This window comes from Pseudoalteromonas shioyasakiensis (assembly GCF_022398475.1).
Lineage (GTDB): Bacteria > Pseudomonadota > Gammaproteobacteria > Enterobacterales > Alteromonadaceae > Pseudoalteromonas.
Genome location: NZ_JAKEVM010000036.1, coordinates 19,390 through 34,163 on the forward strand (window position 1 = coordinate 19,390; position 14,774 = coordinate 34,163).

At 40.1% G+C, this 14,774-nt stretch carries 16 protein-coding genes and 2 tRNA genes; 11 read left to right on the forward strand and 7 right to left on the reverse strand.

All coding sequences use genetic code 11. The features are described 5' to 3' along the window. Window positions 1-164 precede the first annotated feature (164 nt). Genes L1D51_RS08805 through L1D51_RS08835 form a run of 7 tightly spaced genes read right to left on the reverse strand, consistent with a single transcriptional unit; the run spans window position 165 to window position 3,262 of the window. On the reverse strand, window positions 165-599 hold the full coding sequence (locus L1D51_RS08805) for an NUDIX hydrolase (RefSeq protein ID WP_055198763.1): 435 nt from the start codon (window positions 597-599) through the stop codon (window positions 165-167). Next, window positions 592-1,239 (reverse strand): rRNA large subunit pseudouridine synthase E, encoded by a 648-nt coding sequence (locus tag L1D51_RS08810; RefSeq protein ID WP_055198764.1) that lies wholly within the window; start codon window positions 1,237-1,239, stop codon window positions 592-594. Before L1D51_RS08810 ends, L1D51_RS08805 begins: the two co-directional genes overlap by 8 nt. Next, window positions 1,239-1,568, reverse strand: a complete 330-nt coding sequence (locus tag L1D51_RS08815; RefSeq protein ID WP_054561599.1) for a TusE/DsrC/DsvC family sulfur relay protein — start codon at window positions 1,566-1,568, stop codon at window positions 1,239-1,241. The genes L1D51_RS08810 and L1D51_RS08815 overlap by 1 nt, the downstream gene beginning before the upstream one ends. 3 nt (window positions 1,569-1,571) lie before the next feature. Continuing rightward, window positions 1,572-1,787: a DsrH/TusB family sulfur relay protein gene (locus L1D51_RS08820; protein WP_236702925.1), complete on the reverse strand. Its 216-nt coding sequence runs from the start codon at window positions 1,785-1,787 to the stop codon at window positions 1,572-1,574. A 47-nt stretch (window positions 1,788-1,834) separates the two neighbouring features. Beyond that, window positions 1,835-2,191 carry a sulfurtransferase complex subunit TusC gene (tusC, locus tag L1D51_RS08825; protein WP_054561597.1) on the reverse strand — a complete coding sequence of 119 codons (357 nt, stop codon included), beginning with the start codon at window positions 2,189-2,191 and terminating at the stop codon, window positions 1,835-1,837. After that, a complete protein-coding gene (gene tusD, locus L1D51_RS08830; protein ID WP_239963466.1) occupies window positions 2,188-2,541 on the reverse strand; it encodes a sulfurtransferase complex subunit TusD in 354 nt (117 codons plus the stop codon). Before tusD ends, tusC begins: the two co-directional genes overlap by 4 nt. Before the next feature lie 55 nt (window positions 2,542-2,596). Next, window positions 2,597-3,262, reverse strand: a complete 666-nt coding sequence (locus L1D51_RS08835) for a Bax inhibitor-1/YccA family protein (protein ID WP_054561596.1) — start codon at window positions 3,260-3,262, stop codon at window positions 2,597-2,599. A gap of 259 nt (window positions 3,263-3,521) precedes the next feature. Here L1D51_RS08835 and L1D51_RS08840 point away from each other — a divergent pair. The 11 genes from L1D51_RS08840 to L1D51_RS08890 all read left to right on the forward strand — a co-directional run bounded on the left by L1D51_RS08840 (window position 3,522) and on the right by L1D51_RS08890 (window position 14,771). Further along, window positions 3,522-3,612: transfer RNA gene (locus L1D51_RS08840), tRNA-Ser, on the forward strand. Window positions 3,613-3,653: 41 nt separating this feature from the next. Beyond that, a tRNA-Ser gene (locus tag L1D51_RS08845) sits at window positions 3,654-3,744 on the forward strand. Between the two features lie 152 nt (window positions 3,745-3,896). Then, window positions 3,897-4,292 carry a hypothetical protein gene (locus L1D51_RS08850; protein ID WP_055198765.1) on the forward strand — a complete coding sequence of 132 codons (396 nt, stop codon included), beginning with the start codon at window positions 3,897-3,899 and terminating at the stop codon, window positions 4,290-4,292. A gap of 125 nt (window positions 4,293-4,417) precedes the next feature. Next, window positions 4,418-4,879, forward strand: coding sequence for a GAF domain-containing protein (locus L1D51_RS08855; protein ID WP_054561594.1), 462 nt, complete (start codon window positions 4,418-4,420; stop codon window positions 4,877-4,879). Next, the gene (locus L1D51_RS08860) at window positions 4,876-5,154 is read left to right on the forward strand and encodes a hypothetical protein (protein WP_054561593.1); all 279 of its coding nucleotides are present in this window, start codon (window positions 4,876-4,878) and stop codon (window positions 5,152-5,154) included. Before L1D51_RS08855 ends, L1D51_RS08860 begins: the two co-directional genes overlap by 4 nt. 14 nt (window positions 5,155-5,168) lie before the next feature. Beyond that, entirely contained in the window at window positions 5,169-5,819 is a 651-nt protein-coding gene (gene proQ, locus L1D51_RS08865; RefSeq protein ID WP_055022158.1) for an RNA chaperone ProQ, read from the forward strand. Between the two features lie 27 nt (window positions 5,820-5,846). After that, complete coding sequence (gene prc, locus L1D51_RS08870) at window positions 5,847-7,871, forward strand: carboxy terminal-processing peptidase (RefSeq protein WP_239963467.1); 2,025 nt, start codon at window positions 5,847-5,849, stop codon at window positions 7,869-7,871. 178 nt (window positions 7,872-8,049) lie between these two features. Further along, a complete protein-coding gene (nhaC, locus tag L1D51_RS08875) occupies window positions 8,050-9,531 on the forward strand; it encodes a Na+/H+ antiporter NhaC (protein WP_239963468.1) in 1,482 nt (493 codons plus the stop codon). A 41-nt stretch (window positions 9,532-9,572) separates the two neighbouring features. After that, window positions 9,573-12,167 carry an aminopeptidase N gene (gene pepN, locus L1D51_RS08880; protein ID WP_239963469.1) on the forward strand — a complete coding sequence of 865 codons (2,595 nt, stop codon included), beginning with the start codon at window positions 9,573-9,575 and terminating at the stop codon, window positions 12,165-12,167. Beyond that, window positions 12,167-12,388, forward strand: a complete 222-nt coding sequence (locus L1D51_RS08885; RefSeq protein WP_082423021.1) for a DUF2835 domain-containing protein — start codon at window positions 12,167-12,169, stop codon at window positions 12,386-12,388. The genes pepN and L1D51_RS08885 overlap by 1 nt, the downstream gene beginning before the upstream one ends. A gap of 298 nt (window positions 12,389-12,686) precedes the next feature. After that, window positions 12,687-14,771, forward strand: coding sequence for a DUF1302 domain-containing protein (locus L1D51_RS08890; protein WP_054561588.1), 2,085 nt, complete (start codon window positions 12,687-12,689; stop codon window positions 14,769-14,771). Window positions 14,772-14,774: the final 3 nt, after the last annotated feature.

Below are 14,774 nucleotides of genomic sequence, written 5' to 3' on the forward strand. Positions count from 1 at the left end.
ATTTTTTAACTGCTATGGAAAGGCCGATATTATATACCCAAACCACCTCAAGATGCGAGTTTCAGTTGGAATTAAAAGCGATTTAGGCAAGGTATTGATTGCAAGTAATAGTGGTTTGGGCATAGCAAACTTTTAGACACCCAAACCAGCTAAAATCACAGTGGTTATTGGTAAATCAAACTAAGTGGGTAGGCTTTACCAGCTAAATGATCTTCAATGCATTTTAAAACCAGAGGGCTTCTAAGAGGCAGGTTTTTAATTTGCTCAAGGCTAAACCAATCTGCGCTAAGAATGTCATCATCTTGGGGAGATGGTTCAAATAGCTCTGGGCTATTAAAAGCAAAGCTAAAACGCATATAGTGAACGCCATTTGCGGCATGCAAATTATAAATGCCAACAAGGTGATTGGCATTAAGGCTAATGCCTGTTTCTTCAATAAGTTCGCGATGAGCTGCTTCTGCTAAGGTTTCATTGGTTTCTAAATGACCCGCAGGCTGGTTATAGCAAATATCACCTGTGTGTTTATCGCGCTCTTTAACAAGTAAAAAATTGTCTTGGCATGTGACGATGGCGGCCACTGTGACATTGGGTTTATGCATCAGGGTTGTTCACTACTTTAAACTGGCCATTCTCTAATCCATCAAGGGTATAGTTACCAATGCTGTAACGAATTAATCGCAAAGTAGGGAAGCCAACATGCGCTGTCATACGGCGAACTTGGCGATTACGCCCCTCAGTGATAGAGATTTCTAACCAGCTGGTTGGAATGTTTTTACGCTCGCGAACGGGCGGAGTACGAGGCCAAATTGACGGCTCGTCAATACGTCTAACTTTGGCAGGCTTGGTCATGCCATCTTTAAGCTCTACACCTTTGTTAAGTGCAAAGATAGCCTCATCAGTAACATCACCTTCTACTTGCACCCAATAAGTTTTAGCTGTTTTTTTATTGGGTTCAGTGAGTGTGTGTTGTAATTTACCGCAGTTGGTAAGTAGCAACAGTCCTTCGCTATCTCTATCTAAGCGTCCTGCTGCATACACGTCTTTAATAGTAATAAAGTCGGCAAGCGTTTTGCGGTTTTGGTCATCGGTAAATTGGCAAAGCACATCAAATGGTTTGTTAAATAGCACCACTTTGCGCTGCTCAGGCCTAATTGCTTTTTTAACTTGGCGTTTTTGAGTCGGCCTTGAATAAGTTCGTCCGCTGCTGCGGCGTGGTTTGCTATTGGCTTTATTAACCATTAAATACACCTAGCGGGTTTAGGTAAACCTGCAATTTTAGTCGCTTGCTTTGCTGGGCCTTTAGGGAATAGCTTATACAAATACATGCTATTACCTTTTTCCTCACCTAGCTTTTGGGCCATTGCTTTGACCAGCATGCGTATTGCAGGGCTAGTGTTGTACTCTACGTAAAAATCACGCACAAAATGCACAACTTCCCAGTGCTGCTCACTTAAGGTTATGTTCTCTTGTTCAGCAATAATAGGTGCAAGCTCTTCACACCAATCATTTGAATCAAGTAAATACCCTTGTTTGTCTGTTTCTATCTGTTTGTTATTAAATTCAAGCATGGTTTACCAAGTAATCGTGTTTTTTGCGTTTAAAGTCATTTCTACAAATTGTGCATAGTTTATTGCGATATCGCCTTGATTAAATGAAATATCACGGGCTACAGCGTCTTCTTCAAGTAAATGAATTGCTGAAGAGAATTGCTTAAACTGCATGTTGTTATAACAAGCGTCACTAACAAGTAGCACTGTATCTTGCGAAGAAATCAAATTTGCCAACATATTATTGCAATAGTGAGCTAAGGGTTTTGAAAAAATATGCAAGGTACTCATAAGGTCACCACTTGATGCTGCTCTGTAATTAATTCACGCTGTTGCTCAAAGTTAGCTACTTTAACATCGATAATCAGACTATCTTCTGAAAGGTTAAAATCCATTAACGACTTTTCACATACATATATGTTTTCAACATCGTATAACTCAAGGGTTTTAATGGTTTTAAAATAGTTTTTTATGCCAAGTTGCTCTGGCTGTTGATTTTTTTTCAAAGCTAAAACAGCCTCACCACTTAGAAGCCAACTAATGTTCTGTTCAATAGCAGCAAAAATCAGTGTCGTGTCGAGTGAGTCACGAATATGTTGATCATCAAATGGACTATGTTGGCTTATTACTAAAATGTTTTTCATTTAAATTGCACCCATTTATCCGCTTCACTGACAAGCATCGCAAATTCTGCAAGCCCAGCGACGGTAAACACGCCTGTGTTATCGATATCTAAACCACGCTTTTCAGCAGCAGTGACACATAGCAGTAGAGGGATCTCTTGCTCACTTAACGACTGCCACAAACGATTAATTGGAAGCTCGTCGCTGGCAAGTTCTAAATGGTTACTTGCGTGGTAAACACCAGCTTGATAAAGAAAGATAGCTGCAATTGAGTGACCAGAGTCAAGACAGGCCTGTGCAAATTTAATTAGCCGTTGAGTTGTGTCGTGATCGGTCGGCGCGGTATGAAGAGAAAGTACAAATTGTTCCAAAACGCATCCAATAAAAAAGCCCCTAGAAAGGGGCTATTTTAGCAGAACTATTTAATTAGTCATCACTTGCACCAAGTAGGTGAAGAAGAGACGTAAATAAATTATACACGTTCAGGTATAAAGCAACTGTTGCGCGAATGTAATTAGTCTCGCCGCCATTAATAATGCGGCTAGTATCAAATAAGATTAAACCAGACATGATTAGCACAACTGCAGCATTAATAACCATAAAGGTAATTGAGCTGCCAATAAATAAGTTAACTAGGCTTGCAATAATAACCACGATTAAACCCACAGTTAAAAAGCCACCCATAAATGAGAAGTCTTTTTTAGTGGTAAGCGCATAAGCCGACAAACCAAAGAAGATTAACGCAGTAGAGCCTAACGCTTGCATAATAAGCATAGGGCCATTTGGCATTGCAGCGTAGTAGTTAAGCATTGGACCAAGTCCTGCGCCCATTAAACCTGTGAAAACAAATACCCAAGCAACACCTGATGCACTGTCTGCTTTTTTGTGAACAACAAAAAGTACACCGAATGCAATCAAACTAAATACTAACCCCATAAAATAAGGTAGATTCATTGCCATTGATATACCTGCTGTCACTGCGCTAAATGCCAGTGTCATCGCCAGTAAGAAATAGGTATTCTTTAAAACTTTATTGGTTTCAATAGTCGACATTACTGGTCTTGCAGTATTGTACGATTGATTAAACGCCATTGTTAGAGCTCCTTTAAATGAACTTATACGTTCGTTAGTTCCAATTATTAAACTGAACTAAGCCTATCAAGAGTTATATATTTGGGCAAACTATTGTGGATCAATAGACAAGATAAATAATTGAAAAGTTCAATGTTGCGCATAATCTAAACGCTGCTGTACTAATGCTGAGCAAATTAATTGTTTTTTAATCACTTAAACAGTTTTTTGAAAAAAAAGCTTCACAAGCACGGCCGCTTTATCTATTATGCACGCCGTCGGAGAGATGGCAGAGTGGTCGAATGCACCGGTCTTGAAAACCGGCAGGGGTTTGTAGCCCCTCTAGGGTTCAAATCCCTATCTCTCCACCATTATTTTTACTACTTGCGTAAGCGGGTAGGATTTCGCATTCGGAGAGATGGCAGAGTGGTCGAATGCACCGGTCTTGAAAACCGGCAGGGGTTTGTAGCCCCTCTAGGGTTCAAATCCCTATCTCTCCACCATCATTGAAGCCGCTGAATTTATTCAGTGGCTTTTTTGTTTCTTGTACTTTTCATTTGTTCTGCAAATTACGACTATTGTCGATATTTCGCATTTTAACTAGTTAGTCCATGCTTAACACTTCTCGTATTATCTTTGTGACATTAGGGAATTTATGAAACATCGTTTAGCAAAGAGTGTAGGACTTTCTTTATTATCGCCTGTGATCATCGGTTGTATCTTGGGTCTTTATTATGCGTTTACACTTGAAGGAAATGGTTTAAACATTTTCTTTAACTTATTCGTTAGCGCAATCGCCAATGCCCACATTGTAGGTCTTACTATGGCAGCGTTTGTGGTACCTGGTTATTTACTTATGTATAAGTATGCAAAGGTTAATTATTCAGGTGTTCTGACACTTGGCTTACTAGGTGGCGCTATTTTCAGCTACTTACTTAGCGCTACAACAGGTATGGCTTTTATAGTCAATGCTGTGATGTCTGCTCTGGCAGCTGGACTGTTTTTATTTGGTTTAAGACAGGGCCTTACATCACAATCTTCTCATCAATAGCAGAATATTTAATCAAGCTGACTGAAATTGAGGGCAAAATGTTTTTTTTTGCCCTTAAAAGGTTTCATTTGTCGTCTACAAAGAGTACCTTTAGCTACTGTATGTTTAATAAGAAGTAGTTTGGTATGCAAAAGCAAGATTTTTACCAGTCATTAGTTAAACAAACTGAGTCGCTAATCACTGGTGAATCAAATGTTATTGCCAACATGGCAAATATTAGTGCGCTGTTATTTACCTCTTTAGAGGATATCAATTGGGCGGGCTTTTATTTAATGGATTCACCTGAAGAATTAGTGCTAGGGCCGTTTCAAGGTAATCCTGCATGTATCCGTATTCCAGTAGGTAAAGGGGTATGTGGAACTGCCGCGCAAACACAACAAACACAACTCATTGAAGACGTGCATGCATTTGCCGGTCACATTGCCTGTGATGCTGCATCTAACTCTGAAGTAGTTGTGCCGATTTTCAAAGACGGTAAAGTATTTGCTGTACTTGATATCGACAGCCCAAGCATTGCGCGATTCGATGCTGATGATCAAGCTGGTTTAGAAGCATTGGTAAAGTGCTTTGAGGCAAATCTAAAATGAAAGATCTGCTAAATGTGCAAGATTACCTCTTTGCAATCCAAGATGTTGGTGATTGGGAAGGGGAAGAAGAAGTTGTTGCCGAAAGGCTCAACGACTTGATTCACATGGCATGGGAGCGTCTACCAGATGACCTTGACTGTGAATCAATTGATGAAATTATAAATGGTATTTGGGAACACCTTCGAGGTGATTTAGCGCTTATTGAAGCGGACTTCGAAGAGTTGACCGACTGGGTAACACACTATGTCGATTCATCACTTGATGAAAAGATGTAATAAAAGGTTCTAACATGGAAACCACAAACAAGCTAAAAGATATTAATGAAGTACTGGATTTCTTATACCAAGAATTTCCAAAATGTTTTAAACAAAAAGACGGTATTCAGCCGCTTAAAGTAGGTATTTTTAAAGATATCGCTGAGCGTATTGAAGGTTCTGAGAAAGTAAGTAAAACTCAGGTTCGTCAAGCACTAAGAAAGTACACCTCAAACTGGCGCTATTTAGAAGCTGTAACTAAGTCTGAGTTCCGTATCGATCTTGATGGTAATCAAGACGAAAAAGTAGAACAAGAGCACATTGAGCACGCACAAAAAGCGTTAGAAGAAAGCCGCGCTAAAATGGCAAAGCGTAAGAAGCCACAACGTCCACGTAAAGACGGTGACACAAAATCTTACAAAAAGAATAGTGGTCACCACGCTAAATCTGGCGAAAAAGGCGCTAAAGTAAATAATAAGCCTGCTAAAGCTGCTCCTGCAAAACGTTCAGGAAAAGTTGAACCTTTACCTGCCTCAGAGGTCAAGGTTAATAGCAAAGTTAAAGTTAAACTTGGCCAAGCACTTGTAAACGCGGTTATTACTGAAGTGAATAAAGATGAAGTTCACGTTGAGTTAGTAACAGGGATGCAAGTTAAGACCAAAGCAGACAGCCTGTATATCATTTAATAGCTGTAAAAAATAAAGGAGTTGTGTATGAGTAAAAAGTTTACGCTCATTCCGTTAGTCGCTGCCCTGTTTTCAGGTTCATTACTGGCATCATCAGACAATCCGACTGAAAAAGACCTGCCAGTACTCAAGCAAGAAAGCCAACATAGTACGGCAAGCAAACGGGTGACAAACTTATTTACTCGTGCACACTACAAGCCAATTAAATTTAACGATGAATTATCTGAGAAGGTTTTTGATCGTTATATTGAATCTCTCGACTACAATAAAAATGTGTTTTTAGCGTCTGACATTGCCTCGTTTGAGCAATATAAAGACCAATTTGATAATGCATTGTCGACAGGTAAATTGGGATTTGCCTTTGATATTTTTAACTTAAGTTTAAAACGTCGTTTTGAACGCTATGACTATTCTTTATCGTTACTTGAAAACGAAATGAAGTTCGATAAAGAAGATGAGTATCTATTTGACCGCGAAGACGCAAACTGGGCAATAAGCCAAGCTGAGCTTGATGAACTTTGGCGTCAGCGCGTTAAATACGATGCTTTACGATTAAAAATGACCGGTAAAGATTGGCAAGGCATTAAAGAAGTCTTGACCAAACGCTACCACAACGCGCAAAAGCGTTTAGTACAAACTAACAGTGAAGATGCTTTTCAAATCGTGATGAATTCATTCGCACGAAGCATTGAAGCGCATACCTCTTATTTATCACCTCGTCGCGCTGAGCAATTCAAGATGGACATGGATCTTGAATTAGAAGGTATTGGTGCGGTACTTAGTTATGATGAAGACTACACAGTTATCCGTAGCTTAGTACCTGGCGGTCCGGCTGATAAGTCTGAACAAATTAAAGCAGATGACCGTATTATTGGTGTTGCTCAAGAAGGTGAAGAATTTGTTGATGTGATTGGCTGGCGTTTAGATGACGTAGTTGATTTAATCAAAGGCCCTAAAGGGACAAAAGTTCGCCTGCAATATTTAAAAGGGGCGGATGCCCACGGAACACCAAAAGTGGTTGAAATCACGCGTGATAAAATTCGCTTAGAAGACCGCGCTGCAAAATCTGAAGTATTTGAAGCAAAATATTCAGACTTAACCAGCAAAATTGGTGTGATTGAAATCCCAGGTTTCTATAACAACCTATCACAAGACGTTAAAGTTGAAATTGCAAAATTAAAAGAAGCCAAAGTAGACGGTATCATCATCGATTTACGTCAAAACGGCGGCGGTTCACTTTACGAAGCGACTCAGCTTTCTGGCTTATTTATCGATCAAGGTCCTGTAGTACAAATTCATACGCTAAATAATCGTATTGAAGAGCAAAAAGACCGTGACGGCGTCACTTTTTATGATGGCCCACTTACTGTGTTGGTTGATCGCTACAGCGCATCTGCCTCAGAGATTTTTGCAGCAGCGATGCAAGATTACGGCCGTGCTATTGTGATTGGTGAGCAAACCTTTGGTAAGGGTACTGTACAGCAGCACAAACCACTTGGCCGTGCTTATGACTTATATGATCATCCATTAGGTAGCGTGCAGTATACCATTGCAAAATTCTACCGAATTAATGGCGGAAGCACACAGCACAAAGGCGTTATTCCAGATGTGTCATTCCCATCGGCAATTGAGCCATCAGAGTGGGGCGAGAGTCAACAAGACAACGCGCTACCTTGGGATAGCATCATACGTGCTAAGTACAACTCGGTTGATAACCTAAAACCAGCGATTGCTTACGTTAATAAGCTTCATGATGCGCGTATTGCAGATGAGCCTGAATTTGGTTATGTGTTTGCTGATATTAAACGCTATCAAGAAGAGAAAGACCGTAAGACTATCTCATTGGTTGAAGCGACGCGTCTAAAAGAGAAAGACGAAGGTGAAGAACGCGCGTTAGAACGTGCTAATGAACGACTTGTTCGCCTTGGAGAAAAGCCAGTAGAGAAGCTTGACGATTTACCTGATAGCCTTGACGAGCTAGACCCTTTCTTAGAAGAAGCCGCATTAATCACCCAAGATTATATAAAATATGGTCGTATCGCTAAGAAATAATTAGCAATTAATTAGCAATATCGATTAATAAAAAGGCGCTTAAGCGCCTTTTTTGCTACCTAAAACAGGTTAGATTGGTATAATCACAAAATCTGGCTGCATAAGGCCACTGAAGTTTTGCGTCAAAGCTTACAATAATAATTAAACACGCCACATAAGACGTGTAGGAGACTATCTTTTGAATTCAATTGAAGAGAAGCCAATTAAACAGGCCAGTTTTTTAGATGCCTTAATCCCAATTACTGTGCTCGTGTGCCTATTAGGCGCTGCTGTTTATTTATTCGGTGATAATTCATCATCAGGTCCTAACCAAATTGCTTTATTATTCGCTACATTTACCGCGGCATTAATAGGCTTAAAAAATGGTTACACCTGGAAGAAACTAGAACAAGCTATGATTGAGGGGATCACCTTATCCCTTGGAGCAATCATTATATTATTAATGGTGGGTGCCTTAATTGGTACTTGGCTGTTATCAGGCACAGTACCCACTCTAATTTACTATGGCTTACAAATTATCAACCCAAGTTGGTTCTATGCCGCTAGTTGTTTAATTTGTGGCATTGTCGCTATGAGTATTGGTAGCTCTTGGACCACAGCAGCGACTATTGGTGTGGCGCTATTAGGTGTTGCAACCGGTCTTGGTTTAGAACAAGTTGTCACAGCAGGTGCGGTGATTTCTGGTGCCTACTTTGGTGATAAATTAAGCCCGCTTTCTGAAACAACAAACTTAGCACCAGCAGTGGCTGGGGCAGATTTATTTGAGCATATCCATCACATGCTTTGGACTACAGTGCCAAGCTTCATTATTGCGTTAATCATTTTTATTTTTATGGGCTTTAATGCCGGTGGTTCAGCTGAAGCTGGACGTATTGATGAAATCGTTAATTTATTAGAGCAAAACTTTAATATTGGTTTTGAAATGCTAGTACCACTGGTGGTGTTGCTGTTTTTAGCAATTCGTAAGATGCCAGCTTTCCCAGCTATATCGATTGGTGCCGTGCTAGGTGCAATTTGGGCTATGTTATTTCAATCAGATTTAATCAATAGTCAAATTGATGCCTCACAAGGCCAAGCAATTGGTTACTTCAAATTAGTTTGGACAACATTCTTCGATGGATTCAGCATTGATACTGGCGATGAAAAAATGGATGCATTATTAAGCGGTGGTGGTATGGCTGGCATGCTAACAACCACTTGGCTGATTATGACGGCCTTGATGTTTGGCGCTATCATGGAAAAAACCGGCTTACTTGATATGTTCGTAAAGAGCATCTTAAAAATTGCTAAAAGCACGGGTTCTCTTATCACAGCAACGATTGCAACGTGTATTGGTACCAATGCGGTTGCAGCTGACCAATATATCGCGATTGTTGTTCCTGGTCGTATGTTTAAAGATGAATATGAAAAACGCGGTTTAAAGCCTGTAAATTTATCTCGCACATTAGAAGATGGTGGCACAATTACTAGCCCACTTATTCCTTGGAATACCTGTGGTGCCTATATGCAAAGTGTTTTACTAATCAATCCATTCGACTATGCAATGTACGCCTTCTTTAATTTAATTAATCCATTCTTAGCGGTTGTTTATGCCTATTTTGGTATTAAAATTTTACGTATTACCCCAAAACATCTTAAACAAGAAGCTAACGCCGAATAAACTATTTAGGCCCTGCTAAGCAGGGCCATTTGGAGTCAGTAATGTCTGCTACGAGTAAACCTCAAGCTCAATATTTAAAAGATTACCAAGCCCCACAATTCTCAATCCAACACATCGATTTACGCTTCGAATTAGCCCCTTTAAAAACATCAGTGCAGTCAACAATGACAATCAATCGTACCGATGAAAGCACTGCAGATCTTGCGCTAGATGGTGTTGATTTAACGCTAATTTCATTGATGGTTGATGACAAAGCGTATGATGATTACACGCTAGAAGATGAAAAGCTGATCATCCATAACTTACCTGAAAGCTTTATTCTGAAAATTGAAAACCATATTGATCCGCAAACGAATACCTCGTTAGAAGGTTTGTACTTGTCGGGTGGTGCTTACTGTACGCAATGTGAGGCAGAAGGTTTTAGAAAGATTACTTATTACCTTGACCGCCCAGACGTGCTTGCTAGCTTTGATGTAACCATTATTGCCGACAAAAAGTACACTCACTTGCTGTCTAATGGTAACCAAATTGAATCAGGTAACTTAGATGACGGTCGTCATTTTGTAAAATGGCAAGACCCATTTAAAAAGCCTAGCTACTTATTTGCATTAGTCGCCGGTGATTTTGACGTATTACGTGACCATTACACGACGCAGTCTGGACGAAAAGTTGAATTAGCCTTGTTTGTTGATAAAGGTAATTTATCAAAAACGCCTCATGCCATGACTTCTTTAAAGAAATCAATGCAATGGGATGAAGAGCGCTTTAACCTTGAATACGATTTAGATATTTACATGATTGTTGCCGTTGATTTCTTCAACATGGGCGCAATGGAAAATAAAGGCCTGAATATCTTTAACTCTAAATGTGTTCTTGCTAATCAAGAAACAGCTACAGACAAAGATTACCATACGATTGAATCAATTGTAGGTCACGAGTACTTCCATAACTGGACCGGCAACCGTGTGACTTGCCGTGACTGGTTCCAGTTGTCTTTAAAAGAAGGCTTAACGGTTTTCCGTGACCAAGAGTTTAGTAGCGACTTAGGCTCACGTGCGCTTAATCGTATTGATGCGGTTAAAGTAATGCGTACTCACCAGTTTAGTGAAGATGCAGGCCCTATGGCTCACCCAATTCGCCCTGAAAAAGTCATTGAAATGAATAACTTTTATACAGTGACTGTGTATGACAAAGGGGCTGAAGTTATTCGCATGATGCACACCTTACTTGGAGAAGAAAAGTTCCAACAAGGTATGGCATTGTATTTCGAGCGCCATGACGGACAAGCAGTTACTTGTGATGATTTTGTCGCTGCCATGAGTGATGCGTCTGGCATTGATTTAACGCAATTTAAGCGCTGGTATAGTCAAGCGGGTACACCTAAGCTCAATGTAGAGCAAGCGTATGATGAACAAAACCAAACTTTCACATTAAGCATTGAGCAGTTTGCACCTGATAATCAGCCTAACAATGCCTTACTGCATATTCCTTTTGCTATTGAACTTTTAGATAGTGAAGGGCAGTCGCTACCACTTGTGATTGATAATCAGCCACAAGATTCGGTATTGAATGTCACAGAAAAAACACAGCAGTTTGTTTTTGAGGGCATTAAACAGCGCCCAGTCGCAGTGCTACTAGAAGATTTCTCTGCGCCATGCATCGTTAATCAAAATACATCTGCAGCGGATCTGTTACATATTATGCGTTTTGCTCGCAGTGACTTTTCACGTTGGGATGCTCAGCAGCGCTTATTTACTAATGAAATGAAAGCGGCGATTGCCAGTGGTGAAGCTTGCTTATCGGATGATATCTTGTCGGCATTAAAGCTACTAGTTGATAATCGTGAAGGTGACCTTGCGCTGATTGCGGAGCTGTTAAAACTGCCTAGCTACGATACTCTTGCAGCTGAATATGCTGTCATCCCTGTTGATGACATTATTGCTGTTCAAAATGCATTTGAATCGCAAATTGCCAACTTCCTAACAGAATCATTGGTTAATTGTTATAACGTGCTTGAAGATGATGGTTCAACATCTGCTACAGCCGTTGCAGTGCGTGCTCTTAAGCAACTTTGTTTACATTATTTAGCGAAAACAAATCACAGCGACGTTAATGGCCTTATCGAAGAGTCTGCCCACAGTAATAATATGACCAATGCACTTGCTGCATTAAGTGCTGTTGTAAAAGCAAATCACTCACTATGTGATACGCTTTTAACAGAGTTTGATGCTAAATGGCGTCATGATGTGCTCGTTATGGATAAATGGTTTGCACTGCAAGCGATGAAAGATTCAGCAACGAGTATCAGCGATATTAAAGCGCTCTATGATCACCCAAGTTTTGACTTTGGTAATCCTAACCGTGTTCGTGCTTTGGTTGGTAGCTTTAGCCACTTTAATATCACTCAATTCCATCGAGCCGATGGTGAAGGGTATCAGCTATTAGGTGACTTATTAGTGAAGCTTAACGATATTAATCCGCAAAATGCATCACGCATGCTAACGCCATTTATGTCATGGAAACGCTATGATGAAAATCGTTCTGCGGCAATGAAAGCACAACTTCAACGTTTAGCTGATTTAGAAGGCCTCAGTGATGATCTGTTTGAAAAAGTAGAGAAAGCACTCGAAAGTTAATGACAGAGTACTATTTTGCCTTGTATCTGAGTTACTCAGAGTGTCTTGATTACTATCATGGTAAATATAAATCTGTGCAAGTTACAGAGGATGGTGGCAAGACAGTTCGCTTTGACGCTCACCATTTGCGTCCTTTTATTTCTTCACTAGGAATAAGAGGGCGCTTTAGGTTGACATTAACGGCTGATAATCAGTTTTTGAAACTCGAGAAAATTAGTTAAAAAAGCAGCATTAGCTGCTTTTTTTGTAATATTTGTCGTCCAAAATGCTAAATTTCACTGTCCCCAATTCGCTAAATTTATTATATTTTTGTTAATTCGATTTGTTCTATTGTTAATTTACGTGTATAAAATATCTGGTATGACGTCTTACCAATACGTAAACGTCACATTTTTAAATAAATATTAACCGATTGAACGCGTTCTATATTGTAATTTTACTGTTTCGCTTCTATCGTTAGAAAGATACTAAAAACAACAATTTGATCACAAAACAACCCGTTACAGGGGGATGAACACAATGATAAAACGATCGCTTTTTGTTAAAAACAAAATAGCTTTGGGACTCGCGGCGGCTACACTCGGACTCTCAAGCACATCTTTGCATGCGGCAAACTTTGAGTTAGGTGACTTCGATATACGTTTTGACTCTAACTTCTCTTATGGCCAAAGCATTCGTGTTGAAGACCGAGATTTTCAACATATAGGTAAGAGTAATAATCCTTCATTTGACTGGACGGGTTATCATTCTGCTTTAAATCCAATTTATTCTTCTGCTGATGTATGGAACCAACCAGGTGCATACTCAAATAATGGTGATGCAGGTAACCTCAATTTTGATAGTGGTGATTCATTCTCAAAATTATTAAAAGGTAACCATGAGTTATCAATCAGCAAAGATAATTTTGGTTTCTTCACTCGCTTTATGTACTTTTACGACTTTGCCTTGATGGATGGTGATTACGCTTATAGCAACCCAACATCAGGTAACAAAGTAGACCCATGTGACGATGACGACACAAAAGAACAAGTGTGTGCTGATTTACGTTTACTAGACGCTTATGTATGGGCAAACTTTGATTTAAATGAAGGCCGTAACCCGCTGTCTATTCGTTTAGGCCAACAAGTTGTGAACTGGGGTGAGAGTACCTTGATTTCTCATGGTATTAACGTTAACCCAGTTGATATCGATCGTTTAAAAGCGCCAGGTGCAGAGTTAAAAGAAGCTTTCATACCTGTTGGTATGCTTTGGGCATCACTAGGCATCACAGATAACTTAACGCTAGAAGGTTTCTACCAATATGAATGGCATGAAACACGTCTTCCAGCGGCTGGTACATACTTCTCGACGAACGATTTTGCGTCAGAAAATGGTTATCAGCAAAATATCCAATTGGGCTTCACGTCTAACCCGGATATCGATTTAGCATTCTTAACTGAAAGCTTAAATAATTTAGATGACATTGTTCGCTCGCAAGGGGTTGATCCTACATCTGCACAAGGCCAAGCAATGATGGCGCAAATGTACCTAGCTTACCCAACCAAAGTGGCGTTAAAAGGCAAAGGTGGAGCAGGTAAAAACGAGCCAGACGATGGTGGCCAGTATGGTTTACGTTTAGGTATGTACTTACCTGAATTAAACGACACTGAAGTGGCGTTATACCACATTAACTATCATAGTCGTCGTCCGGTAATTTCTGGTCAGGTATCAAACTTCACTGATGCGGCAATCGCTGCTGATATCGGTATGTTATTAACTACAGATATCACAGAAGATAATGTAACTAGTTTACAAGCGTTTACTAAAGGTCAGTTAGAATACCCTGAAGATATTAAACTGTACGGTCTTAGCTTCAACACATCTGTGGGCGAAACGGCACTTGCTGGTGAATTTGCATTCCGCCAAGATGAGCCTCTGCAAATTGATGACGTAGAGCTGTTATATGCGGGTATGCCAGAGCAATTAGCAGTTGCAGGTATTCGTCCTGATTTTGCTGGTATTTCACAAATGAGCCCAGGTGATGCGACAAGCGTTGTAGGCCCTGGTGAAGTAGCACAAGGATTTATCCTACGTAACACTGCACAATTACAATTTACAGCAACACACCTATTTGGTCCTTCACTTGGAGCTGATAGCTGGGCGGTAGTTGGTGAAATTGGTGGTGTACGCATTAACGATATGCCAGATTACGATGAGCTTCGTTTAAATGTTGCTGGTACTGGTCGAAGCGGTATTATGCAAGGCCCATTAAGTGATGATTATTCAACACTGCACTTAGGTCTTTCTAATGGTCCTGAAACGAACCCATTCCCAACGGCTTCTGCATGGGGTTATCGTTTAATTGCGAAAGGTGATTATTATAACTTCTTCAGTGGTGTTAACTTCTCACCACGTTTTGTGTTCTCGCACGATGTGAATGGTATTACACCTGATCCAATGTTCTTATTTGTTGAAGACCGTAAATCGCTCGGTGTTACTATGAACTTCAACTATCAAAATGCGTGGTCGTTCGACTTTAGCTACAACTCATTCTGGGGTGGTGGCGCAACGAATACTTTCTCTGACCGCGATTATGTATCTTTCAATATTAAATATTCAATCTAAGGG

What these genes read in the sequence shown, in the direction of transcription:
- L1D51_RS08805 (WP_055198763.1), bottom strand. Translation starts at nt 599, where the DNA reads ATGCATAAACCCAATGTCACAGTGGCCGCCATCGTCACATGCCAAGAC.
- L1D51_RS08810 (WP_055198764.1), bottom strand. Translation starts at nt 1,239, where the DNA reads ATGGTTAATAAAGCCAATAGCAAACCACGCCGCAGCAGCGGACGAACT.
- L1D51_RS08815 (WP_054561599.1), bottom strand. Translation starts at nt 1,568, where the DNA reads ATGCTTGAATTTAATAACAAACAGATAGAAACAGACAAACAAGGGTAT.
- L1D51_RS08820 (WP_236702925.1), bottom strand. Translation starts at nt 1,787, where the DNA reads ATGTTGGCAAATTTGATTTCTTCGCAAGATACAGTGCTACTTGTTAGT.
- tusC (WP_054561597.1), bottom strand. Translation starts at nt 2,191, where the DNA reads ATGAAAAACATTTTAGTAATAAGCCAACATAGTCCATTTGATGATCAA.
- L1D51_RS08835 (WP_054561596.1), bottom strand. Translation starts at nt 3,262, where the DNA reads ATGGCGTTTAATCAATCGTACAATACTGCAAGACCAGTAATGTCGACT.
- L1D51_RS08850 (WP_055198765.1), top strand. Translation starts at nt 3,897, where the DNA reads ATGAAACATCGTTTAGCAAAGAGTGTAGGACTTTCTTTATTATCGCCT.
- L1D51_RS08855 (WP_054561594.1), top strand. Translation starts at nt 4,418, where the DNA reads ATGCAAAAGCAAGATTTTTACCAGTCATTAGTTAAACAAACTGAGTCG.
- L1D51_RS08860 (WP_054561593.1), top strand. Translation starts at nt 4,876, where the DNA reads ATGAAAGATCTGCTAAATGTGCAAGATTACCTCTTTGCAATCCAAGAT.
- proQ (WP_055022158.1), top strand. Translation starts at nt 5,169, where the DNA reads ATGGAAACCACAAACAAGCTAAAAGATATTAATGAAGTACTGGATTTC.
- prc (WP_239963467.1), top strand. Translation starts at nt 5,847, where the DNA reads ATGAGTAAAAAGTTTACGCTCATTCCGTTAGTCGCTGCCCTGTTTTCA.
- pepN (WP_239963469.1), top strand. Translation starts at nt 9,573, where the DNA reads ATGTCTGCTACGAGTAAACCTCAAGCTCAATATTTAAAAGATTACCAA.
- L1D51_RS08885 (WP_082423021.1), top strand. Translation starts at nt 12,167, where the DNA reads ATGACAGAGTACTATTTTGCCTTGTATCTGAGTTACTCAGAGTGTCTT.
- L1D51_RS08890 (WP_054561588.1), top strand. Translation starts at nt 12,687, where the DNA reads ATGATAAAACGATCGCTTTTTGTTAAAAACAAAATAGCTTTGGGACTC.